17 protein-coding genes and 2 pseudogenes are annotated in these 23939 nt (G+C 57.2%); 3 read left to right on the top strand and 16 right to left on the bottom strand.

Features of this window, described 5'->3' with window-relative positions:
* Positions 1-143: 143 nt before the first annotated feature.
* The 3 genes and pseudogenes from BPNPMPFG_RS35605 to BPNPMPFG_RS35595 all read right to left on the bottom strand — a co-directional run bounded on the left by BPNPMPFG_RS35605 (position 144) and on the right by BPNPMPFG_RS35595 (position 2792).
* Positions 144-1250, bottom strand: coding sequence for an amidohydrolase family protein (locus tag BPNPMPFG_RS35605; protein WP_258597819.1), 1107 nt, complete (start codon positions 1248-1250; stop codon positions 144-146).
* Entirely contained in the window at positions 1247-2353 is a 1107-nt protein-coding gene (locus BPNPMPFG_RS35600; RefSeq protein ID WP_258597818.1) for an amidohydrolase family protein, read from the bottom strand. The genes BPNPMPFG_RS35605 and BPNPMPFG_RS35600 overlap by 4 nt, the downstream gene beginning before the upstream one ends.
* Positions 2354-2377: 24 nt before the next feature.
* Positions 2378-2792 (bottom strand): annotated as a pseudogene (locus tag BPNPMPFG_RS35595) (Rieske (2Fe-2S) protein).
* 362 nt (positions 2793-3154) lie between these two features.
* On the opposite strand from BPNPMPFG_RS35595, the gene BPNPMPFG_RS42970 reads away from it, so the two are divergent.
* Complete coding sequence (locus tag BPNPMPFG_RS42970; protein WP_319946023.1) at positions 3155-3496, top strand: hypothetical protein; 342 nt, start codon at positions 3155-3157, stop codon at positions 3494-3496.
* Between the two features lie 202 nt (positions 3497-3698).
* On the opposite strand, the gene BPNPMPFG_RS35585 is transcribed toward BPNPMPFG_RS42970, so the two are convergent.
* The 12 genes from BPNPMPFG_RS35585 to BPNPMPFG_RS35530 all read right to left on the bottom strand — a co-directional run bounded on the left by BPNPMPFG_RS35585 (position 3699) and on the right by BPNPMPFG_RS35530 (position 20610).
* Positions 3699-5129: a M20 family metallopeptidase gene (locus BPNPMPFG_RS35585; RefSeq protein ID WP_258597811.1), complete on the bottom strand. Its 1431-nt coding sequence runs from the start codon at positions 5127-5129 to the stop codon at positions 3699-3701.
* 368 nt (positions 5130-5497) lie between these two features.
* Positions 5498-6340, bottom strand: coding sequence for an ABC transporter permease (locus tag BPNPMPFG_RS35580; RefSeq protein ID WP_258597805.1), 843 nt, complete (start codon positions 6338-6340; stop codon positions 5498-5500).
* A 13-nt stretch (positions 6341-6353) separates the two neighbouring features.
* Positions 6354-7298, bottom strand: coding sequence for an ABC transporter permease (locus tag BPNPMPFG_RS35575; protein WP_258597803.1), 945 nt, complete (start codon positions 7296-7298; stop codon positions 6354-6356).
* Positions 7299-7328: 30 nt separating this feature from the next.
* The gene (locus tag BPNPMPFG_RS35570) at positions 7329-8930 is read right to left on the bottom strand and encodes an ABC transporter substrate-binding protein (protein ID WP_258597798.1); all 1602 of its coding nucleotides are present in this window, start codon (positions 8928-8930) and stop codon (positions 7329-7331) included.
* Between the two features lie 11 nt (positions 8931-8941).
* Positions 8942-10810, bottom strand: coding sequence for an ABC transporter ATP-binding protein (locus tag BPNPMPFG_RS35565; protein WP_258597796.1), 1869 nt, complete (start codon positions 10808-10810; stop codon positions 8942-8944).
* Between the two features lie 390 nt (positions 10811-11200).
* Positions 11201-12304, bottom strand: a complete 1104-nt coding sequence (locus BPNPMPFG_RS35560) for an amidohydrolase family protein (RefSeq protein WP_258597794.1) — start codon at positions 12302-12304, stop codon at positions 11201-11203.
* A complete protein-coding gene (locus tag BPNPMPFG_RS35555; RefSeq protein WP_258597791.1) occupies positions 12301-13407 on the bottom strand; it encodes an amidohydrolase family protein in 1107 nt (368 codons plus the stop codon). The genes BPNPMPFG_RS35560 and BPNPMPFG_RS35555 overlap by 4 nt, the downstream gene beginning before the upstream one ends.
* 24 nt (positions 13408-13431) lie before the next feature.
* Entirely contained in the window at positions 13432-13845 is a 414-nt protein-coding gene (locus BPNPMPFG_RS35550; RefSeq protein ID WP_258597789.1) for a Rieske (2Fe-2S) protein, read from the bottom strand.
* A gap of 594 nt (positions 13846-14439) precedes the next feature.
* Positions 14440-16467, bottom strand: coding sequence for a CocE/NonD family hydrolase (locus BPNPMPFG_RS35545; protein ID WP_258597787.1), 2028 nt, complete (start codon positions 16465-16467; stop codon positions 14440-14442).
* A 310-nt stretch (positions 16468-16777) separates the two neighbouring features.
* Positions 16778-18229 (bottom strand): aldehyde dehydrogenase family protein, encoded by a 1452-nt coding sequence (locus BPNPMPFG_RS35540; RefSeq protein ID WP_258597782.1) that lies wholly within the window; start codon positions 18227-18229, stop codon positions 16778-16780.
* Positions 18230-19014: 785 nt separating this feature from the next.
* Positions 19015-19371: a non-heme iron oxygenase ferredoxin subunit gene (locus tag BPNPMPFG_RS35535; protein ID WP_258597777.1), complete on the bottom strand. Its 357-nt coding sequence runs from the start codon at positions 19369-19371 to the stop codon at positions 19015-19017.
* Between the two features lie 21 nt (positions 19372-19392).
* Entirely contained in the window at positions 19393-20610 is a 1218-nt protein-coding gene (locus tag BPNPMPFG_RS35530) for an NAD(P)/FAD-dependent oxidoreductase (protein WP_258597776.1), read from the bottom strand.
* 339 nt (positions 20611-20949) lie between these two features.
* Here BPNPMPFG_RS35530 and BPNPMPFG_RS35525 point away from each other — a divergent pair, with 339 nt between their 5' ends.
* Both BPNPMPFG_RS35525 and BPNPMPFG_RS35520 read left to right on the top strand, forming a co-directional pair.
* Complete coding sequence (locus BPNPMPFG_RS35525; protein ID WP_258597775.1) at positions 20950-22383, top strand: aminotransferase-like domain-containing protein; 1434 nt, start codon at positions 20950-20952, stop codon at positions 22381-22383.
* 218 nt (positions 22384-22601) lie between these two features.
* A pseudogene (locus BPNPMPFG_RS35520) lies at positions 22602-22883 on the top strand (cupin domain-containing protein); the annotation flags it as partial.
* Here BPNPMPFG_RS35520 and BPNPMPFG_RS35515 read toward each other — a convergent pair.
* Positions 22855-23685 carry a pyrroline-5-carboxylate reductase gene (locus tag BPNPMPFG_RS35515; RefSeq protein WP_258597774.1) on the bottom strand — a complete coding sequence of 277 codons (831 nt, stop codon included), beginning with the start codon at positions 23683-23685 and terminating at the stop codon, positions 22855-22857. The pseudogene BPNPMPFG_RS35520 and the gene BPNPMPFG_RS35515 sit on opposite strands and share 29 nt — an antisense overlap.
* Positions 23686-23939 lie beyond the last annotated feature (254 nt).

The raw sequence follows: 23939 nt of genomic DNA, 5'->3' as shown, positions 1-23939 counted from the left end.
TTGACAGAGGCCTTTCAGGCCCCAGAGTGAAGCTGCTCCAAAGATTTCCGCCATCGGCGACGTTTCTTTTCGTTTTGATCGGATTCACCGACGATGAGGGCTCTCTCTCACGCCGATCTCAAACGCTTCCCCGGGGCTGCGTCTCAGAGGATGCGGTAAACGTTTCTGGCGTTCTCCCGAAACAGCATCGCCTTGTGTTCCTCGGATATCCGAGCCTTGAAGGCATAGCGGGGGTCGTCGAAGTCCCAGTGGGGATAGTCGCTTGCATACAGCAGCTTGTCCCAGCCGATCTGATCAAACAGGTAGTTCAGTTCCTCCGGATTGTCTGGTTCTTCTACCGGCTGTGTTGAGAAGTAGAAATGCTTGCGAAGATAGTGGGAAGGCGGGTGTTTCAGGGTCGGCACCTCCGAGCCCATCCGCTGCCACAACATATCTAGCCGGTGTCCAAGTTCGATCGACCAGGCACAACCGCACTCGACAATGATTACCTTGAGAGTTGGCAACTGATCGAACACGCCATCAAGAATGAGACTCATAATCTGCGTCTGTGCTGCGAAGGTGAGGTCTATATGGCTCTCACAGTAGTAGGACGGCCAGCCGCTGGCAGTCCGTGCGCCGACTCGGCCTCCGATGTGCATGCCTATCGGAAAGCCATGATGAGCCGCGGCTTCCAGGATGGGCCTGTAGCGCCGGTGCCCCAATGGCTCGGTTGTCCCGGTGAATATCTCCACCTGAACAAATCGCGCATCCAGAGCCCGCTTTTCGATTTCTGTGATCGCGGAAACGGCATCGTCCGGAACGACCAGGACGGATGCCCTCAGCCGGTCCTCCGGCTCGACGAATTCGGCGATCTGCCAATCGTTGATCGCCGTGGACAACGCGTTGCTGAGATCGAGATTGCGACCACCATTGCCCAGCGCCACCATGGGCTGTAGAACGCCGAAGACGACATTGTTCGGATCGAGGTGCTGCCTCCTAAGGAACGCAAGGTCCGAACCGGGCGGCCCGCCACCCGGCGGCAAGGCATCGCTACGGTATCCGTTATTAGTGTAGCCGTTATAGGTAATACTGTCGGCAAACACCTCAAATCCCAACTCTCCATACTGATCGAGATGATCGCGCCATCGCTTGGAAAGATACGGATGGAGGCCATAGCGGTCTTTGAGCGCCGGATGGATATCGCAATCGGCAATGCCTACCGAAGATGTGGAACGCACCGGCTGCTTCGGGCTGGCTATCGTATCGTTCATGATACCGTCTCCTTCAGCCGTGGGTATGTCCGCAGCGGGTTCTCCTGTGCAATCTTCTGGCGAAGCCGCGCTGGAAAACCGGGTGGCATCGGATCATCTCCGTCGAACTGCCAATGCGGGTAGTCGGAAGAGAAGAGCAGCATGTCTTCGGAGCCGAGATGCTCTATCAGCTTCTCGACGTGCACCGGATCCTTCGACGTATCGAATGGCTGGATTGTAAACCGGACACGATCCCGGATTTCCACTGCGGGAGAGCGCTTCACCCACGGAACCTCGCCGCGAGTACCACGCCAGTACTTCGTAATCCGCCAGATAAAACTCGGCAACCAACCGATGCCCGCCTCGATCATCACGAAGGTGAGGTCCGGAAACTTGGCGAATACGCCCTCCATGATCAGGCTCTGGAGCTGCGCCGCGAAAATGTGAGTTCCGCTGGCATAGTCCTGGAGGTAGGTCGACGGCCACCCCATGCCGCCGCTCGCCGTGGGATAGCGATACATCGTCCCGGCATGGATGCCGACAGGCAGCCCATGCTTTTGGGCCGCTTCATAGATCGGCCAAAAATGGCTCCGGCCCAGAAGCATCTCGTTGCCGGCCAGCAACAGGACCTGAACGAACCTTTTGTCGGAGGCACATCTATGGATTTCCTCCGCAGCCCGCTCGGGAAGCTGCGAGCCCACGACGATCGAACCGCGCAAACGGGGCTCAGCATCCAGCCACTCCCGAGCCAACCATTTGTTGGTCGCGGTGCATACTTCTGCTCCCATCAAACCGCTTGCCGCGACTTGACCGCCATAGAGCGGATTACAGATTGCGATCTCGCAATTGAATTTATCGAGCGCCTGTTCCCGGCAGCGATCGAGGCTGACGCCCGGCTTTTCACCATCTTGCCGCCAGTCCGGGCGACATGACAGCGGTACGCTCGGCGGATAGCTAGCCAGATCCATCTCGCCGATCGCGCGGCTGATAAATTGTTCCTGCCAATACTCGTCCATATAGGGGATCAGAGCATCGTTTCCCGGCACTGCGGGATGAATATCGCAATCGATTACCGATGTCGGCTTGTGGAGCATAAATGCCTCGCTTCCAAGAAACTCTGCCATCTCACGATGGATCGGGTCGATCGTTCAGAGATCGACGACCAAGTATGAGTCTTCGATACTCACAGGGAAGGTTTCCGCTTTATACGGACCCTCGACCAATTCCGCTCCCGCAGCTATCGATACCGGGTATTGTTTCACTGATATTCGCCCCGGATCACACCATGACTGACCGGTGCGAATATCAAATTCCCCAGCCGTGCCAAGGGCAGCGGATGAACTCCCCGCGACGCGAACACTGGACATGTCCGGGCTCATCTGCCGTTGCAATACCTGAGATCAAGCCCATCGACAGTTCAGCGCTCTGGTGAGGGCAACGATTGAGGAGGGCGAAGTAGTCGCCATCGACATTGAAGATGACGATCGGCCGGCCACGCACCTCGAAGACCTTGCGCATGCCCGGGCCGACATCCTCTGCCTTGCCCACCACGTGCTTAGCCATTTTTCCTCCCTGGCAAAAGCGAGACGGAACTGATCCGAGAAGCCATGTTAAACCTAATAACCTCGCTCCATCTGCGGAATAGACAGATTGGATCAAAATGCACCACCACAGGGCGAAAGCAGAACCGAACCTGAAGACGCGCGCGCAGCCACGACTGCCTGAGGAGGTCCGGTTACGGCGACCGCTGATGTCATCGGAGGCGGATGCCGCTGAAGAATCGGGTGGTCGTGGCAAAGGTCGGACATCTGAGTTGAGACCAACCGAGGCCGCGGCATCGGGATCAGAAGTTCTGCGCGGTGGCGGGGTGTAAGTCTCTCCAGGCAAATTGGGCGACAGGGACGGAAAGCGCTGACCTGGGATACGTGAAATATTCGGCCGAAATGCTCGGTGAAAAAGAGGACTTCGTACCCGAGTGCTACGTCGGCAGATCGACAAACTCTTCTCTTGGAACTGGCGCCGCGAGGGGCTCGACGCCCCGGCCACCTGATATGCTCATCAATAAAGTATACCGCGTCACCACGATCGCCCGCGTTGCCGCGGAGCTGGGCGAAGACGAAAAATGGCTCTCGGATATCGCCGGCGAGATGAAGCCCGAATCCAGATTAATCTGCGTCTATGGTCCGGGTGACGAAAAGACGATTGCTTTCACCGACTTCGGCATCGAGCAGTTGCCGGACTCATCGCATCGCGATCAAACCGACTGATCATTATTCCCGGTCAAGCCAAAACCTCTGCGGTGTTTACCGGTTACCGGCTGGCTACGGACTGATCGGTCGCATGCCGAACCTATTAGCCTTTCACGGAATAAAAGCGGAGGTACGACTCCGGTGAGGCTTGACCGGATGGGTCATACAAGCGAAGCGAGCCTGCCATGCTTTCGCGCGTCAGCGAGTTGGGAGCGGCGCTTTATAGCGCCTTCCCACGCAAATCACTGGGTGTGACGTCCAATGGTATTGGGCAGAGGTATGGGCGCCCCCCCGTTTGTTGCTTCAACTCCGCCTTTGCACGAGCGATGATTTCTGGATTGCGGATGCAATCTGCCGCCGTAGAAGCCATGACCTTGGCAGCCAATATCATCCCCTTGTGGGCGGCAGGCATATCGCCTTGGGTGACGAGCTGCCAACTGTGGAAGGACGTGCCAATGGCGAAACAGGCTGTCTGACACTGTGCAGTGGGCACGATCCAGCTGACGTCGCCCACATCTGTCGATCCCATCTCGAATTGGTCTGTCCCCAACGGAAGGAGGCTGTCGTGGAGGACCTTGTCCTTCAACGAGACATCGCGCCCCGCGACGCTGGCCAGCGCGCCTTCATCCGTCAGCGCCATCTTGCGAAGCTCCTCGGCGAACTCATAGTCAGCTCTGTCAAAGGAGGGTGGGCCGACACGGCGCATGTTCTCATACATGACATCATACAGCGCTTTGTTGGGCAAAAGGTTGGAGTAGCCGCCAGTGATTTGCATCTTAACAGATGTCTCGGTCATAAGCGCAGCACCCTCTGCAATCTTTTGCACGCGCGCGAACACCCGCTCAGCATCTTGCCAGTTCGGAGAACGAATAGAATACGAGGACTCGGCATACGCCTGCACGACGTTAGGGAACTCACCGCCGGCGTTTGTAATGGCATAGTGAACGCGAGCGTTTGAGGGCATGTGCTCGCGCATGTAGTTGACGCCAACATTCATTAACTCGACTGCGTCGAGCGCGCTGCGCCCCAAATGTGGATCCGACGCCGCGTGCGCCGCGCGACCGGTAAAGGAGAAACGAGCCCACTTTGCAGCGTTGCAGGATTTTGTTAAAACTTCGTTCACCACTGCTGGGTGCCAGCAGAAGGCAACATCAAGATCGTTAAAAGCGCCGGCTCGAGCCATAAAGGCCTTACCCCCTCCAGCTTCTTCTGCCGGGCAGCCGTAAAAGCGCACTCTACCTTCAATACGTTCGGCTGCGAGCGCACCCTTTAATGCAACTGCTGCAAGCGCTGAGCCAGCGCCGAGAAGATTGTGCCCGCAGCCATGACCTGGTCCACCCTCGGTCGAGCTGGGTTCTGTTGCACTCGAGACTTGAGCAAGATCGGGAAGCGCATCGTATTCGCCGAGGATGCCAATGATGGGGCTGCCCTTGCCGAACTCGGCGATGAAGGCGGTAGCGATGCCACCGACATTCCTGGTGATGCGAAAACCTTCGCGCTCGAGCATAGCGATGTGCTCTGCAACCGAGCGATGCTCCTCAAATGCTAATTCTGGCATCGCCCAGATGCGGTCACTTAAGGCGCAGTAGTCGGCGGCTTTCGCATTCACGCGGCGGACGATTTCATCAAGGCTAAGAGGATCGTTTTGCATAATTTCTATGTCCCTTGAGGTCATGGCTAACTGTTCGGATGGCCGTATCCGGAAGCGTTTAAATTCTTGGGCATTTCTCGGGCTTTCCGGCGACCTCGCCGAGGTACGCGGGCGAAGAGTAGGCCGTTCTAGCACGCAGTGCATTTTAGAGATTGGGAATGTCCCCAACCGGTGTGGTCACGTTAACTTTCGATGGAGACTGATAGCTCGTCGCCATGATTCAATACCCTGTCAGCTAAGCGCGCAGGTGGGACACGCCAGCAAGTTGCAATCGATTTGCGTCGAGGTTCTAAATATCCTCGGCCGTTTGGCCCTTCGATCCTCATATACCACTCGACGAGCGGCGGCCGGCGATCTTGCGCAACGACCTAGTCGGGTAGCGCGAAGCGAGGGTCGAGCATGTCACGCAGGCCATCACCAATCAAATTGATAGCCAATACTACAGCCACAATTACTAGGCTTGGATACAATATTAGGTAAGGTGCGATCAGAGCAAACGACCGGCCTTCGGCGACGATATTGCCCCAACTCGGGTGCTCAGGAGGAACCCCAACACCCACAAAGCTCAGATAGGCTTCATAAAGAATAGCCAGGCCACAGATATATGTCGCCTGCACGGTGATTGGGGCCAACGCGTTCGGCAAAATGTACTTGAATAATAGCCGCCGAGGACTAGCGCCGTATGACCGAGCCGCCTCTATGAAGACCTGCTCCCGGAGCGTCAGCGTTAAGCTTCTAACCAATCTTGCAACACCGGGCACTTCCGGTATCGCCAAAGCCAGGATTACGGTCGAGATCCCGCCACCGAAGATCGTTGCCAAGGCAATGGCGAGCAGAATCCCCGGTATCGCCATGATGCCGTCCATCACCCTCATCAAGATCTTGTCTGATGCCTGTCCGGCACCTGCCACAAGACCCAAGATTGTTCCGGCTGTTGTCGCCAGAACCGCAGTGGCCAGTCCAATTGCGAGCGAGACCCGCCCGCCGTAAAGCACACGCGTGAAGATGTCCCGCCCGAACATATCGGTGCCCAGCAAATGGGCGCTACTGGGCGGATTGAGTCTCAACTCCGGACTTATCGACAAGGGATCAAGATTGGCTAATACAGGACCGAGATACGACACGAGTACAACCACAAGCATGAAAATCACGGCGACACGCACCGACGCCGGCAGGCGCGTCATATGCGGCCACAACAGGGAAAACGTCATACGGCCTAACTCCTCAAGTATATTTAATTCTCGGGTCCATTAAGGGGTACGACAGGTCCACCAGCAGATTTACCATGACATACACACACGCACTTATCAGCAGGACCCCCTGAATGACCGGAACATCCCGGTGCTGGATGGCCTCCACGAGGAGGCTGCCGACCCCGGGAATTGCGAAGACCGCCTCTGTTATGACCACACCACCAAGCATTCCGGCGAACGACATTCCAACTACGGTGACCAGAGGTACGGCGATCAGCCTAAGGCAGTGTCGAACGAGGATCGTGAACTCGTCGAGCCCTTTCGCTCGCGCGACACGAATAAAGTCCTGATTCAGCACTTCGATCGCGCTCGCTCTTGTGATTCGAGTGATGAGTGCCGTTTGCGCAAATCCCAACATGGTTGCGGGGAGAAGCACATGCCGCAAGACTTCCGTCACACCGCTGTCGAATCCTGGGAACCCGGAGACCGGCATTGACCCATAGTACACACCGAACGTGTATATCAGCACATACCCGATCAGAAAGGGGGGTATCGCTGTCCCGGCAACCCCGAACAGTGATACTAAGCGATCGGCGATGCCCCCCCTCTTTTGTGCTGCCAACAATCCCAACGGCAGCGAGACGGTTATTTGAACCACAGTTGCTGCGGTTGCGAGAATAATCGTTGGTTCTACTCGCGACAGAATGAGATTCAATACCGGCTGTTTAGAAAAAAGCGAGTTTCCCAAGTTTCCCCGGATGATATTCGCCAACCAATGAAGATACTGGACCACCAGAGGATCACCGAGATGAAGTCTCTCCCGAATAGCGGCGATCTGGGCGGGCGTCGCGTAGTCGCCCGCCAGCATGGCCGCGGCATCTCCAGGGCTCAGATACGTCAGACCGAAAACTATGGCGGTCACGATCCCCACCACCGGAATGACGGAAAGGACCCTGGTGATGAGATACCTGATCATACTTACCTCACAAACCGTAGACGCGTTGCGCTACTGGCCCTTCCGCCGGATATTCCAGAAATAGGCATAAGGTGCCTCGGCATTGAACCCTTCAAGGTCGGCTCCATAAACATTCGGAATGCCGTACTCTCCCGTCATGACAAAGGGAAAATAGACTGACGCGCGGGCTTGGAGGTCAAAAGTAATTTTCTTTTTCTCACTCTCGTCGACTGTGCTGGCGAAGGCAGTTCTCAGTTTCTCGAGTTTTTCGTCGCAAGGCCAACCAAACCAAGCCTTATCGCAGTTCGCAGCTAGCATCAGATGGGTGATAGGAGAACTGGCAGGTCCCACTTCCATGTAGGTAGGGAACAGGTTCCACCCGCCTTCCGAAGCAGGCGCTTTCGACGTGCGGCGCGACGTCACGGTAGCCCAGTCCATTGCTTGAAGGTCTACTTGGACGCCACTCTTTCTCAACTGCTGCGCCAAGTACAACGATCTCGCGTGGGCCTCTGCCCAATCGGTTAGATCGAAGATCACAATCGGCTTTCCATCGTAACCGGCTTCTTTGAAGAGCTCCTTAGCCTTGTCAAGGTCCGCAGCACCCCGGTGACCGCTATAGGCGGACTCGTCGCCATACTTTCCCTCGCAGGTGAGATAAGCGTAGCAGGGATGCCAGAATTGCGGGTCACCCACAGAGATCTGCATGACCTCCTTTTGGTCGATCAGGTAGGTAAGAGCCTCAGTCGCCTTTATGTTGTTGAACGGTGGCACCTCGTGATTCACCACAAAAAGGCTCTGCACGAAATAACCTTTCGAGACCACGAGCTTCGGATCTTTTCGCAGCGCCAAAGCGTTGTCGATCGCAGGATTTATCCAGATATCTTGTTTGCCGGTCAGCATCGCCGCCATTGCGGTGTTTGGGTCAGGAATGTAAGAAACTTCGATCTTATCGAAAGTTGCCTCTTTCTTACCCCAATAGAAGCTCGGTGGGTCGTTCCGCGAATTGTAGAAGGGGTTCTTGGTGTAAACGGGTGTTTGCCCCGGCTTCCAGGTGGAGTAATCGAACTTATACGGACCAGAACCGGTTGTATCGGTGAGTTGTTCTGTGGGTGGCAGGGAGGCGACCCGCTTGGGCATTATGAAAGGGACATTACCCTCAGTATTGGCAAGCGCCGAGGGAACGTCGAACGACTCGCTAAGCTCAATCCGAAACGTCAGATCGTCGACCTTGACCATCTCCTTGGTCCGGGATCCGAGGAGTCCACCAACCACATCCTGAGACTCCCAGCGCTTCAATGACTGGATCACGTCGTCAGTGGTGATTGGAGCTCCGTCGGAGAATTTCAGGCCGTCGCGAAGCGTGATTGTGTAGGTCTTCTTGTCTGAGCTCACTTCAACTTTGTCGGCCATTTGGGGACGAGGTGTGCCGCTGCTGTCGAATTCGAACAATTTATCGTAAATGAGATATCCGTGCATCTGTGTGTCCCCCGATGTTGTCACAATGGGGTCAACAATTTTCAGGGCGCTTCCCTCTATTACGCGCAGCGTGTCCGCATTCGCCGCACCGACGGATAAAACGCCGACAGCGGCAGTTGTTACTAACCGACGCACTGCAGTTGTTCTGGACGTCCATGTAATAAGTTTGATCTTCATTTTCGTTCCCTCTAGTTGTTTAAAGACCAATAGGCTGTAGTGCCCATTAGGTTCTCCTGCTCCCATTCCTCGCCCCAAATCATGACTGCGTGGCCAGGCGAGACTTCACGATACTGGCGCACAGGTGGGACGTAGTCCGCAGGCCGGACCGGACTCTTGATTTCGTCATTTGAGACCGGGCGTTTCTGCAGGCGCCGTGCCGGATCTGCGATCGGCACTGCCGCAAGCAGCCGTTTGGTATACGGATGCTGCGGATTCTGAAAAATCGCCTCGCGCGGGCCGATCTCGACGATCTCGCCGAGATACATCACAGCCACGCGGTGGCTAACACGTTCGACCACTGCCATGTCGTGCGAAATGAAAAGATAGGCAAGGCCCATGCGGGCCTGAAGATCCAGCATAAGGTTGACGACTTGCGCCTTCACAGAAACATCCAGTGCCGAGACGGCTTCGTCCGCCACGATGAGCCGCGGTTCGAGTGCAAGCGCACGCGCAATACAGATGCGCTGGCGCTGGCCACCCGAGAACTCATGCGGAAAGCGGTTGACTATGTCAGGCGAAAGACCCACCCGCTGCAGGAGGTCGGCGACCTTATCGCGTGCTTCCGAACGGCTGGCGAGATTGTTGATCAGCAGCGGTTCGATGATCGCTGTGCCGACATCCATGCGCGGATTGAGCGATGCGAACGGATCCTGGAAGATCATCTGAATGCGATTACGCTGCTTGCGCAACTCGGATTGACCAAGTTTTACAAGGTCAACACCATCGAGCAAAATCGACCCCGAGAGGGCCTCGGTCAACCGCATCACCGTCCGGCCAGTCGTCGATTTACCACAGCCTGATTCGCCGACCAGTGCCAAGGTTTCGCCGCTCTTGACGCTGAAGGAGACATTCTCGACCGCGTAGACCCGGCCTTTGACCGAAGAAAACATGCCCGACCGGATTTCGAAGCGCTTCGTCAAGCCCGCAACCTCCAGCACCGGGCGCTCCGCCTCCTTTACGGTATCCGGCACCTCGGCCGGCACGTCGGATTGGCCAGTCGTGCGGTCGACAATAGGGAAACGCATTGGCCGCCTTCGGCCCTTCATCGAGCCAAGCTTTGGGACGGCTGCAAGCAGCGAACGCGTGTAGGGGTGTTCGGGGCGTTTGAAGATCTCCTCGGTCGGCGCAGCCTCGACCACCTGGCCATTATACATGACCACCGTGCGGTTGGCGATCTCGGCGACGACGCCCATGTCGTGCGTGATGAAGAGGACGGACATGGCCTCCTCTTTCTGCAGCTCCTTGATCAGCTCCAGGATTTGCGCCTGGATCGTCACGTCCAGCGCCGTCGTCGGCTCATCGGCAATCAGCAGCTTTGGCTTGCCGGCCAACGCCATCGCAATCATCACGCGTTGGCGCATGCCGCCCGAGAAGTGGTGTGGATATTCGTGGAAGCGCGACTTAGCCGCCGGGATCCGTACCTTCTCCAACAGCCTAATCGTTTCCAACTCAGCCTCGGATCGCGACAGGCTGCGGTGCAGAATCAGCGATTCCGCTATTTGGAACCCGATTGTGAGTACCGGGTTCAGCGAGGTCATCGGCTCCTGAAAAATCATGGCAATGTCGTTGCCGCGGATACGCCGCATCTCGGCTTCCGGCAGTGTGAGCAGCTCCTGCCCGTCAAGCTTGATCGACCCTTTGACCCTGCTCGACGCTGGCGAGTTGAGCCGCATGATCGAGAGAGCCGTCACGCTCTTTCCTGAGCCGGATTCGCCCACGACGGCGACTGTCTCTCTTGCGCCGATGTCAAACGATATACCGTCCACGACGGGCGCCCAGCGCCCTCCGACACGGAAGGAGGTCACCAACTGCGAAACCGAAAGGACCGGCTGGGTCATCCCGTGTCTACGCACTCTTGACTCAGGCTTGCACAAATCTACCAGGTCGGAAACCACGATACCACCCCAAGACCTACGACCAATTTTCGCTGAAGACCGGACAAGGTTCTGGCCCAGAAATCTTCCGCTTCGTTGAGCAGGCTCAACAGATCCAGTTTGTCGGGCCGCACGGATCGGTCCGTGTCCGCCGCGCAGTTCGCTTTCTCGTCGGCCCTCTCAAGTCTCCGTTCGCGTGAAACAGGACAACACGTCTCGTCAGGACCAGTCCGTTGCGCCGTCGGTTGCCCAGCCATCGAAATCCTTCCTGTGGGCCACGTATGAAGTGGCTACGCTGCTGTATCTTGGCGTAGTGCCTGGCGCATTATGCGCATGCTGATATTCGGGTTCGCGTTACAGGCCCCGGTAAACGTTTCTGGCGTTCTCTCGAAACAGCAGCGCCTTGTGTTCCTCGGATATCCGAGCCTTGAAGGCATAGCGGGGGTCGTCAAAGTCCCAGTGGGGATAGTCGCTTGCATACAGCAGCTTGTCCCAGCCGATCTGATCAAACAGGTAGTTCAGTTCCTCGGGATTGTCCGGCTCTTCCACCGGCTGTGTGGAAAAGTAGAAATGCTTGCGAAGATACTGCGAAGGCGGGTGCTTCAGGCTCGCCACTTCCGAGCCCATGCGCCGCCACAACATGTCGAGCCGGTGTCCAAGTCCGATCGACCAGGTACAGCCGCACTCGACGATGACCACCTTGAGAGATGGCAGCTGATCGAACACGCCATCGAGAATGAGACTCATAATCTGCGACTGCGCAGCGAAGGTGAGATCCAAATGGTCCTCACAGTAGTAGGACGGCCAGCCGCTGGCAGTCCGTGCGCCGGCTCGGCCTCCGATGTGCATGCCTATCGGAAAGCCATGATGACCCGCGGCTTCCAGGATAGGCCTGTAGCGCCGGTGGCCCAATGGTTCGGTTGTCCCTGCGAATATCTCCACCTGGACAAATCGCGCATCCAGAGCCCGCTTTTCGATTTCTGCGACCGAGGCAACGACATCGTCTGGAACGACCACAACGGATGCTCTCAGCCGGTCCTCTGGCTCGACGAACTCGGTGATCTGCCAATCGTTGATCGCCGTGGACAACGCGTTGCTGAGATCGAGATTGCGCCCGCCATTGGGCAGCCCTACCATGGGTTGGAGCACACCGAAGACGACATTGTTGGGATCGAGGTGCTGCTTCCTCATGAGCGCCAGGTCCGAACCGGGTAGCCCGCCATCCGGCCAGGCGTCACGACGGCACGACATTGGATTGGATCCGTCATAGTTGTAGCCGCTGGCAAACGCCTCGAATCCCAACTCTCCATACTGATCGAGATGATCGCGCCATCGCTTGGAAAGATACGGATGGAGGCCATAGCGGTCTTTGAGCGCCGGATGGATATCGCAATCGGCAATGCCTACCGAAGATGTGGAACGCACCGGCTGCTTCGGGCTGGCTATCGTATCGTTCATGATACCGTCTCCTTCAGCCGTGGGTATGTCCGCAGCGGGTTCTCCTGTGCAATCTTCTGGCGAAGCCGCGCTGGAAAACCGGGTGGCATCGGATCATCTCCGTCGAACTGCCAATGCGGGTAGTCGGAAGAGAAGAGCAGCATGTCTTCGGAGCCGAGATGCTCTATCAGCTTCTCGACGTGCACCGGATCCTTCGACGTATCGAATGGCTGGATTGTAAACCGGACACGATCCCGGATTTCCACTGCGGGAGAGCGCTTCACCCACGGGACCTCGCCGCGGGTACCATGCCAGTCCTTCTTGCTCTTCCAGATAAAACTGGGCACCCAACTGATGCCCGCCTCGATCATCACGAAGGTGAGGTCCGGAAACTTGGCGAATACGCCCTCCATGATCAGGCTCTGGAGCTGCGCCGCGAAAATGTGAGTTCCGCTGGCATAGTCCTGGAGGTAGGTCGACGGCCACCCCATGCCGCCGCTCGCCGTGGGATAGCGATACATCGTCCCGGCATGGATGCCGACAGGCAGCCCATGCTTTTGGGCCGCTTCATAGATCGGCCAAAAATGGCTCCGGCCCAGAAGCATCTCGTTGCCGGCCAGCAACAGGACCTGAACGAACCTTTTGTCGGAGGCACATCTATGGATTTCCTCCGCAGCCCGCTCGGGAAGCTGCGAGCCCACGACGATCGAACCGCGCAAACGGGGCTCAGCATCCAGCCACTCCCGAGCCAACCATTTGTTGGTCGCGGTGCATACTTCTGCTCCCATCAAACCGCTTGCCGCGACTTGACCGCCATAGAGCGGATTACAGATTGCGATCTCGCAATTGAATTTATCGAGCGCCTGTTCCCGGCAGCGATCGAGGCTGACGCCCGGCTTTTCACCATCTTGCCGCCAGTCCGGGCGACATGACAGCGGTACGCTCGGCGGATAGCTAGCCAGATCCATCTCGCCGATCGCGCGGCTGATAAATTGTTCCTGCCAATACTCGTCCATATAGGGGATCAGAGCATCGTTTCCCGGCACTGCGGGATGAATATCGCAATCGATTACCGATGTCGGCTTGTGGAGCATAAATGCCTCGCTTCCAAGAAACTCTGCCATCTCACGATGGATCGGGTCGATCGTTCAGAGATCGACGACCAAGTATGAGTCTTCGATACTCACAGGGAAGGTTTCCGCTTTATACGGACCCTCGACCAATTCCGCTCCCGCAGCTATCGATACCGGGTATTGTTTCACTGATATTCGCCCCGGATCACACCATGACTGACCGGTGCGAATATCAAATTCCCAGCCGTGCCAAGGGCAGCGGATGAACTCCCCGCGACGCGAACACTGGACATGTCCGGGCTCATCTGCCGTTGCAATACCTGAGATCAAGCCCATCGACAGTTCAGCGCTCTGGTGAGGGCAACGATTGAGGAGGGCGAAGTAGTCGCCATCGACATTGAAGATGACGATCGGCCGGCCACGCACCTCGAAGACCTTGCGCATGCCCGGGCCGACATCCTCTGCCTTGCCCACCACGTGCTTAGCCATTTTTCCTCCCTGGCAAAAGCGAGACGGAACTGATCCGAGAAGCCATGTTAAACCTAATAACCTCGCTCCATCTGCGGAATAGACAGATTGGATCAAAATGCACCACCACAGGGCGAAAGCAGAACCGAACCTGAAGACGCGCGCGCAGCCACGACTGCCTGAGGAGGTCCGGTTACGGCGACCGCTGATGTCATCGGAGGCGGATGCCGCTGAAGAATCGGGTGGTCGTGGCAAAGGTCGGACATCTGAGTTGAGACCAACCGAGGCCGCGGCATCGGGATCAGTGTTGCTCGCTTGGGCCGCTCTGCGCGGTGGCTACGTTCGCAGCGCCCACCGAAGCGGCTGGTGCGGCAGCCGACACGCTGCTGATGGGCCTCGACCGGGATCTAAATCCAGCGACGAAGCCGCCGACGCCGGCGGGCGCGTCTACGGGCGCCGCGCCCGGTGCACTCTTCTTCGGTTTCTAGCATTGATTGCGCGATAGAATTCGTCGCGTAGTCCTCATGAAGACGTACTCTGACGCGCAGATGACTATGGAATCGGCCGAAACTAACACCTGATTCGATCTGCGGCGAGGCCGCCGGGTTCATCTTCTCAGTTCAGATCGCGGGGAAACTCCTTGACCTCTTCGCGGTCAACAATGGTCTCGTCGCCGGAACGCGCGACGAGATGAGTTTCCATGCGCCAGACATGACGCAGCGCGTGCATCGTTGCAGAAACAATAACTCTGGCGTCCCAATCGCCTCGGGCGTAGCACTTCTCCCAGGTCACGGTTCCCCGTGCCGAATTCGGATCGTCCGGATGGACGACGAAGACGTTTGTCTGCCTGGCTGACAGAGTGATGCCGGCGTGTGGATGACGCACGCTTCCGCCGTCGCTGACGACGGTGTAAGTGGCTTCCCCGGTGATCTGGTTGGTTGTCACCTCGCGCCGGAAAGGCTCACCCTCCTTGATCACTTCCTGCAGCATCGGCATTGCGCTCTCCGGTCGGTCAAACGCCGCAAGTGCTGCATCCAGTGGCTGCGGCTTGCGCACAGGCAGGATCAGCCTGCTGCCGGCGCAATGGATCGACAGCGTCGCCTTCTCCGGCCCCGGGAAGACAATTGGCCAATGCCCCGTTGCGACGGCAAGGCGGATACGCTGACCCTTCTCGAACCGCTGGCCACAGCAACGCAATTTGATGCGCACAATCTCGGTCTCGCCCGGCTTCATCGGCTGCAGTTCGAGGTCGTCATGCCTATGCGTGAGGTTGAGAATGCCGTAGCTGACGCGTAATGCCGCGCCGTCCTCGAGCACCAGCGACAACGTCGCCGAGATCAGAGCAACCGGCTTGTCCGCGGCGAGCGTGACCTCGAATTCAGGAAAGCCGAGAATCTCCACGGCTTCTTCCAAAGGCTTCGTTTCGAAGACGAGTGCGTTGCCGGCTTCCATGCGCTGATCGACCGGCAAGGTCGGATCCACGCCGTAGCCGCACCATGCGCCCGAGGAGAGCCCCGCCGTCGAAGGCGAACAGATTCTCAGCACGTCGTCGCTGCCGGCGCCCTCGGCAAGGAGCCCCGGCGAAAGGGCCAACGAGCGCTCGCCTAGACCGGGTGCCGGCCATGACGGCTCTGCAACCCAGCGGCCTGGCCGCTCATCATAAATAGCGGCTGGCGGACACGGGTCCTGCATCCAGGCACGCAGCATCGGTTCGTGGGTAATGCCGGTGTCGATGCCCTTGAGATATTGGTCCCACCAGCGCAGGCATTCCTTGAGAAAGCCGATGCGCGGTCCTGGCATGGCGAAATGTGGATATTTGTGACCCCAAGGACCAATCAGGCCTTTCCGGATGCCAGGCAGGCTTTCGAGCATGCGGAAGATCGGGTTCGGATAGCTGTCGGCCCAGCCACCGACGAGGTAAACGGGGATCTCGACATCGGAATAACCCTCGCAGATCGACCCGTGCTTGTAGAACTCGTCGCGGCGCTGGTGCTCGAACCAGTCCTGCATCCAAATGCCGTTGCCGTTGAGGCGGCCTTCCCAAAGCTGGCGCCAGCGGTCGCCGACGATCAGTGGGTCGGGCGGCGTCATGGCGATCGCCCAGGCGGTAGTGCCCCAGTCCAGATTGTCGCACATCTGCGCGCCGCCGAGATAATGGATGTCGTCATTATAGCGGTCGTCGGTAGAGCACAGTGAGATCAAGGTTTTGAGCGCCGGCGGGCGGCGGGCGGCGACCTGGAGCCCGTTGAAGCCGCCCCAGCTAATGCCGATCATGCCAACCGCGCCGGAGCACCAGGCTTGCTTCGCCAGCCACTCTATTACCGCCACGCAGTCGTCCTGTTCCTGCTTCAAATATTCACCCTTGCAAACGCCTTCGCTGTCGCCGGTGCCACGCATGTCGACACGTACGCCGGCGTAGCCATGACCGGCGAAATAGGGATGCGTAAGTGCATCGCGCTCCACGGTTCCGTCGCGTTTGCGGTAGGGCAGGTATTCGAGGATGGCAGGGACCGGATCGGCCTCGGCGTCTTCGGGGAGCCAGATGCGGGCAGCGAGTTTAACGCCATCTGGCATCGGGATCCACAGGTTCTCGATCTCACGAACCTTGCGCGGGAAATCGGTGACCACGCGGATATCTTTCATTGGACGGATCTCTTCTTAACTTGTGGCAGTTGTCTCGGGTTATTCGATCCGAGCAACGGTGCAGGCGCCTGCGTTGCGCAGGTCTCTTGCAAACGGGTAGCGGCCGTGGAACTCGCACCCCGGAGGACGACGCGAGACAATCTTGACACATCGAGCGTCAAGAACAGTGATGGCTTTAAAATCCAGCATCGGTGGTGTCTAAGCAGCACCGGTTCAGACATTGGCGCCACTGAACGGATTGATATCTGCGCCAATTTGGGCCGGAACCACCGTCGTTCGCGCCATCGATCCACAATATGGTCCCAATATGTCAGCTCAGCAGGCGAGGCTGAGCATATTCCTTCAATCCCTCGATACCTCCTTCGGTCCCAAAGCCGGATTCCTTACAAGGACTGAACGGATAATCTAAATTGAACTCCAGATGCTTGTTCACCCATATTGTTCCGAAGTCCAACCGCCGAGCGATCCGCGCCGCTCGATCTCTGTCGGCCGACCATACGGAAGCAGTAAGACCATAAGGCGTGGCGTTGGCCCGGCGCACAACGTCATCGACATCCGTAAATGTCAGGACTGGAAGAATCGGGCCGAACTGCTCATCTTTGACGAGCGAGGCTTCGTCGGAGATGTCCGTCACGATGGTAGGGTTGATGAAATAGCCGGCAAGAGCTGGCGCTTTCCCCCCCGCGACAATGCGGCCGACTTTCTCCGCTTCGTCCAAGTATTGAAGAACTTTATCGAACTGGGCTTTATTCTGCAGAGGACCTACGGTGACATTGTCGTCCAAACCGTCGCCCACAACTGCATTCCGCGCCAGAGCAGCCAGGCATTCGCAGAATCGATCTGCAATAGCCGCATGAACGTAAACCCGCTTGATTGCAGTACAGACCTGTCCACTATTGAGAAATGCCGCGTTGAAAATGGCTTGCGCTACACTCTTCCGGTCGACGTCGTCGAACACGATTGCCGGATCATTGCCACCCAATTCCAAAGAGAGACGCTTTAAGCCTTGAGCAGCAGACGTCATGACTGCTTTGCCGGATGCGGTGGATCCCGTAAAAGAAATTTTTGCAATACTGGGGTGGCTTACGAGCTGTGGACCAAGGGATCCATCGTCCGCGATGATCTGAATAAGCCCTGCCGGAACAACATCCCTAATAAGTTCACCGAAGCGCAGGGTCGTTAATGGAGTGGTCGGTGCCGGCTTAATGATTATGGAATTTCCTGTAATGATTGCTGGCCCGATTTTGGATATTGCAGCCTCAAGTGGAAAATTCCACGGAACTATTCCTGCGACGATACCGTACGGTACAAAGAATTGCTCCGCGTATGCCTCCGGCTTATTATTCAGTACGATAGGCCGCAACTCCAGGCCTGAACAGTGCTCAAGAAATTCGGCGCACGAAATGGTTTCGTTTCGAGCTTGCTGGAGCGGTTTTCCCTGCTCCAGGGTCAGAAGGCGTGCAAGTTCTTCAACGTTCTTCCGGATAACGTCCGCCAGAGCAAGGAGGAGGCCACTGCGCACCGTCCAGCGTTCGGCCCGCCAAGTCACAAAAGCCCGGTCAGCAGCGTCGATCGCCTGCTGCAGAACTTTCGCTCCGGGTACTATTGCGGTTCCGACAGTGCCTTGCGTCGCCGGGTTTATGACGTTGAATTTCAGGCCGTCACGGACAAGAGAGCCGTCAACCAGTGAGTAGAAATTTCTTGAATCCGCCATATGGCTATCACTCTCATAGCTTTCAAACGTGCTGCTTGCATCGCTCATCGAATTCTTTCCCTACTCGACACGCTGTTCAATCTTGATGTTGGCGGAGTACTTAATATTTCACCGGTGAGGGTGCCTGTCTTTGCTGCGGTGAAATTGAGTATCGGAGCCTGGGCGCACATGGCTGAACCTCGGAGGCAGCAGCGTGACCCCGCGGCAATGCTTCGGATAACAATAATATCTTCCACGATCTTTCTGATTTGTCCTGGCTCGGGTTCTCTGGATCCAGTTTGTCTCGCTGACTCGCTCCGCCAGGGAAAGTAAGCGCCAAGCTCCGCATTTCTAGATGCAGATGACGGCAAATTGCACCAGCACAACGCCACCATCAGGTGCCTTAGTGACGACGGCAGCCTGATACACAGAGCGATGCGAGGGGCGTGTCTGCGCCAATCTTTCTTTGCTTTCGTCCAGCGAGCCGCCGGAGTCCAACAAGCCCCGCGCGCCAAATCCGAGCGTCCATCTCCACAACTGTGCCGAACTCGACAGTAATGACGCATTCTTCGTTGAGAATAATGGCTGGCTCCGACGCGGCCCGAGAGCTTGTCCGCAACGGCATGCCGGCTTGCCCGAAACCCGCGCGCACAGTCGGCCCTGACGCCCCGCTCTGCTCACCGCTGCGTATCTTGGACCGTGCCGTCGCACGAGAGGGTTCAATGCCTCGCCGATAGTTTCATGGTCCTTTGTTCACACTGAAAAATTGTCGTCGGCGCGAGGTCGCTGGCGGCCTGTTTGGTCGCCAGTAATGATGTTCTTGCTGCAGAAAGCTTAAGCAGAAACTGCTTTGTTCACTCTACGGGAAGTCGCACCAGGACCTGGCCGTCTTCCACCTTCGTCTTGAACACGGTGATTGGGCAGTCAGCCGGGCCTTGAACCACTTCCCCGGAGGTGATCTCAAATTGAGCACCATGCAAAGGGCACTCGATAAGAGTCCCCTCCAGCCAGCCATCAGAAAGGAGAGCGAATGCGTGTGAACAAACGTTGTCGGTCGCGTGTACTTTGCCGCCGATCAAGTAGATGGCAATTTTGTTATCGTCGATCTCGAACGGCGTTACGGCCTCGTCTTGAAGATCGGAAATGGCGCAAAGAACGATCCATTCATAGTTCTGCGGCGCTGTACCTATGTTCTTTTCTACTGTTGTCACAGTTCACTCCGATTGCCACGATTAGCCAGTTGCGAGGTATATATCGGACGGATCGACTTCCTCGGCTCGGCTCATTATATCAGGCGATATAGGCCTGCCAGCCTTTGCGTCTCGCCGGAGCTGCATCATGTCACGACCGGGGTTGACCCCCACGGCACTGACAAAACGTCCCTGGTCATCGGCGCCAATCTCCAGCCACCGTTCGCTCGCGACGTCTCCGATGCGATACAGGCGCGTCGCGAGCGCTGGCAGCCCGAGTGACTGGATGGTTACGCCGCACTGATCGGACCAGAACCAAGGTAGGTCCTGATACTGTGCATCCAGACCGCACATAACTTGTGCGGCCACGACGGCCTGATCGCCGGCCACGGTCCAGCTCTCACTGCGTAGCCGCCGGCCAAGCGCGGGCACAGGATAGTTCGTCACTTCCCCGGCAGCATATATTCCCGGAACGGACGTTTCGCAGCGAGCGTTCACAACGATCCCGTCAGCGGTGTCGATGCCAGCGTCAGCGGCGATTTGCGCATTAGGCCCAATCCCGATGCCAATAAGGACCATGTCAGCAACGACCGACCCTCCATTCCAAGTCAGAACGACCTCGCCCTTTGAATTATTCGACATACGCAGATTCGCACAGTTCAAACGGAACTCACCACCTTCGCTCGTGTGACGCGTCGCGACCCATTCTGACAAAGAGAGTGAGGCGCTGCGCGGCAGCAGTCGTGGCGCTAACTCAATGACCGTTGTTTGACAGCCCAAGCGGCGAGCCATCCCTGATACCTCCAGCCCGATAAAACCACCGCCTACAACTGCCAGCCGCCGGCCAGGCACAAGAGCCGCGCGTAATCGCAAAGCGTCTGGTTCAGTGCGCAAATAATGAATTTGTGCCGGGTCCACACTGGAGTTCTCGAAGAGCCGTGCTCGAGATCCCGTTGCGATCAACAGCTTGTCGTAGTGTTCCGGTTCACCGATATCAGTATGGACGATGCGTCGAAGAGGGTCGACTAGGGTGGCCTTCGTCCCATCCCGCAAAACGACACGGTCTGCATACAGGTCAGACCCTTTCAGAGTCGGCCTCTTGCCCCCCAAGAGAAAGTCCTTGGAGAGCGGCGGCCTGTCATAGGGTGTCCCGCTTTCGCTATGAATCAGGACCGTGCGCTGCTCAGGACATAGCTCGGCGAGCGTTGTGGCAGCACGATGTCCTGCTAGTCCTCCTCCGATGATAACGACCGTTTCCATAAACCTTCCTCAGCGCCTCGCGACTTTGAACGTTACCAACATGACAAAAAGAAACAAAAATATGGAGGCGCGCTAGTGTCAAATTCCTGCGAATTCGTTCAGCACAGACGGCCCAGTTTCCAAACCTCGAAGCGCGTCCTCGCCAGAAACTGTGCTCCGCGGAATTGGTGGCTTTTGTGCATTTTAACGGTCAGAAAGGATTGATATTGATGGGTCTATGGCGGTGCAGAAGGCTCAAGTGCTGCAACAATCTGACTGCGACCCATTGTTCGTCTAACGGTGGAACGGCTTTCTTGTGCAGACACAGCAGGTGCCAGTTGCGATAGGAAGTCCAATCCTATGACCCATGGTACCCAGACATCGGCCATGCGCCGCTACGAATTTGTCGTTGACCTCATAAAGCGCCGCATTCGCACGGGGACTCTGAGGGTCGGTGATCGCCTGCCGTCTGTCCGGCAGTTAAGCGAGGATACCGGTTACAGCCCGATGACGGTGCATCATGCGTACGAGCTCCTGGAGGCTGAGGGTGTTTGCGAGGCCCGGCCGCGGTCAGGTTTCTATGTCGTCGGTTTGCCCGCGCCAGTCACAGGCTCAGGGGGCCACGATGGCGATGGAGAGACTGTTAAAAATCTGCCTGAGGCTTTGCTACATATTTGTTATTCAAATGAGCTTGGCGCATTCGGCAGCTTCTACCCAAGTCCGGACTTATTCGACCGCAGCGAAATAGACCGGCTTTTGCGCCAGCTCTTGCGGCAAGGCGAGACTAGGCTTGTTGGGTGCGATTCACCACAAGGCGACGTGCAGTTGCGACACGAAATTTCGCGCCGCGTATCAAAGCGAGGATGCGTCGTAGCACACGGGGAGATAATCGTCGGTAACACGGGCATGTCGTGCTTCGACATGTGCCTCAATGCATTTACCAAGCCAGGAGACGTAGTCCTTGTCGAAAGTCCTTCTTATTTTCCAATGCTGGCCGGATTGAACCGTAAGAGCCTCTCCGTGGTGGAAATTTACTCCCACCCGCGCTCTGGCATTAATCCCGAACAATTCCTGCATCTTGTCCGCTCGAATTCCGTTCGCGTAGCATTGCTTATGGGCTCCCATCATTATCCCACAGGCGTGACCTATTCCGAGCAAACCATGCGCCGTGTCGTGGAAATTGCCCGCCAACACCAAGTGCTTATCCTTGAAAATGACATGTTCAGCGACTTGAACTACCATGGCAGCAGGCAGCCTTCGTTTAAACAACACGATCCGTCCGATATCGTGGTGCAATTCGGGAGTTTCATGGCCTCGCTCCCGCCAGCGTATGGATTGGGTTGGATCATTGCCGGCACCCACACACGGCGTTTGATGACACACCAGTATACACACGGACTGAACAGCGGTGACGGTATTGTCCAGCGCGCGATCGCCACGTTTCTGGCAATCCGTAGTCAGGACCGACATTTGAGGCGATTGCGCAGCACACTTGCAGCGAGGATGCAACGGGGTCTCGAGCTAATCGCAGAACATTTTCCCAGTGAATGTGTTGTATCGCCTCCCGCCGGCGGGTTTATGTGCTGGGTACGAGGTCCAGTCACCTTCGATGCTACTGGCGCTTTGCTTCAGGCGATAGAATCCGACTTCAGTTTCCTCCCAGGCCCTATCTTCTCGATCGAGGCGTCCTTCCGAAACTTCGTTGCGCTTAACTTCTCGTTCCCGTGGACCACTCAGAGCGAAACTTATCTGGCGAAATTGGGTGAGATGATGCACAGGTCGGCTGGCCGGTGATGCTCCATCAGATTGAATCGTTTGAGGCTGTGCAGTCACGTGGATCCTCGACCATCTTTCACGGCGCGCCGTCGGAGGTTGGAGTTATCGTGGTTAACCGGTCGATAAAAGACGTGCCGAGCAGAAGCAAATTATAGAGTCTGAGATGCTGTTCGCTCTTGCCTTGCCGAAGCTGTTCATTGGCAGTGCTAAGTTCGACAACTATTCGATATGGGGGCCCTTCAGTGAGCGCGCTCAAGAGGGCATTGGATGGAATTCCGAGCTGGTCGAAGGTCGAAATCGCAAGCGGCCGATCTCCTACGGCCAGGTCGGCGAGAGCCTCTTTGGCAGGAGCCTGTATACCTGCATATCTGAAGGAATGCTATCAACCTGGCGCCGACATCGGCAAGGTGCCGCTCCTGGACGAAGGTGAGGAAGGCGGCATCGTGTTGTCGGGTCGCCTTGACGCTGGCGCAGCCCGATGCGAGGTGATCATTGCGTGCACGCGGCCGACCTTTTAAGTTTGACGTGCTCCGGTGGGAAGCCTTTTTCGATCCTGGCGAGTACGTGATCGAGCGCCGTCTTCAGTGCATCGGCTCCGCCATGTTTTTCAAAGTCGCCAAGGACTTGTTCGTTCAGTCCGCCTCTGGTCGCGAATGCGCGACTGAGTTCGGCGAAGGGAACTCCGGAGGGTGCATCCAGGGCGACTCTCGATAGTTCGGTGAATAGGGGCGCGAGATAGGATCTCGCCTTGTCTCTGGACAGCCCCTTCCAGGCCAGCCATTCGGATGCCCCATGCATGATACCGAAATAGGTTGCCATCAGGGAACTGGCGGCGGCAAGCAACTCGTACTCCTTGCCTGAGTCACATTGCACCACGCCGCCCAGCACCTTGAAGATCGCCGCTGTCTCGGGATCCCGTGGATAGACTGCGGTGATGCCTCTGCGCTCGGCGACGAAGGGGAGGGGAATAGCCTGCGTCAGGCGCACATTCGAGCCGATCCAGTCGATGAGTGTAGCTCGGTCAGTCGCAGCCATCACGCTGATCACGGTTTGGCCATTTCGAAAGGGGAGGGAGCGGACGACATCCTTCGCGATCTGAGGGCGAACCGCGAGAACAACAGTGTCGCAGCCTTTGACGATTGAGTGATTGTCGGCTGCAACCGTTACCGATGAGAAATCCGTGGCGAGTTTCGCGGCGACCTCGGCGTTGCGTGGGGAGACCAGGACGCGCGACAGAGCCGCCGGTTCCCGGAGCAATCCTCGCACGATGGCATCGGTGATGGTGCCTGTACCGATGAAACCGACTTTCCGACCAGTCATGGCCTAGTCCCCCGCCAAAAAAAGGCCGAGGGTGACCTCGGTCGCATAGTTTTCGCGCGGGAAGTTCGCCTGGAACTGGCGCGTATGCTGATGTTGTTGCGAACGGCCTCTTTCTTAGTCATCACTTTCCTTCCATCCGGCATGGAGCGCTCGATTGCCTCTGCATCCTGAATCTCCTCCTCGCTGGAACAGCAACCCGCGCGCTCATTAGAGGGCGCGTGTTGCCGCCCCAAAAAATGAGCCGCAGCCCTATC

Source organism: Mesorhizobium sp. AR07 (assembly GCF_024746815.1).
Classification (GTDB): Bacteria; Pseudomonadota; Alphaproteobacteria; order Rhizobiales; family Rhizobiaceae; genus Mesorhizobium.
Note: the sequence above shows the minus strand (reverse complement) of the source record. Positions and strands in the feature narration are given on the sequence as shown.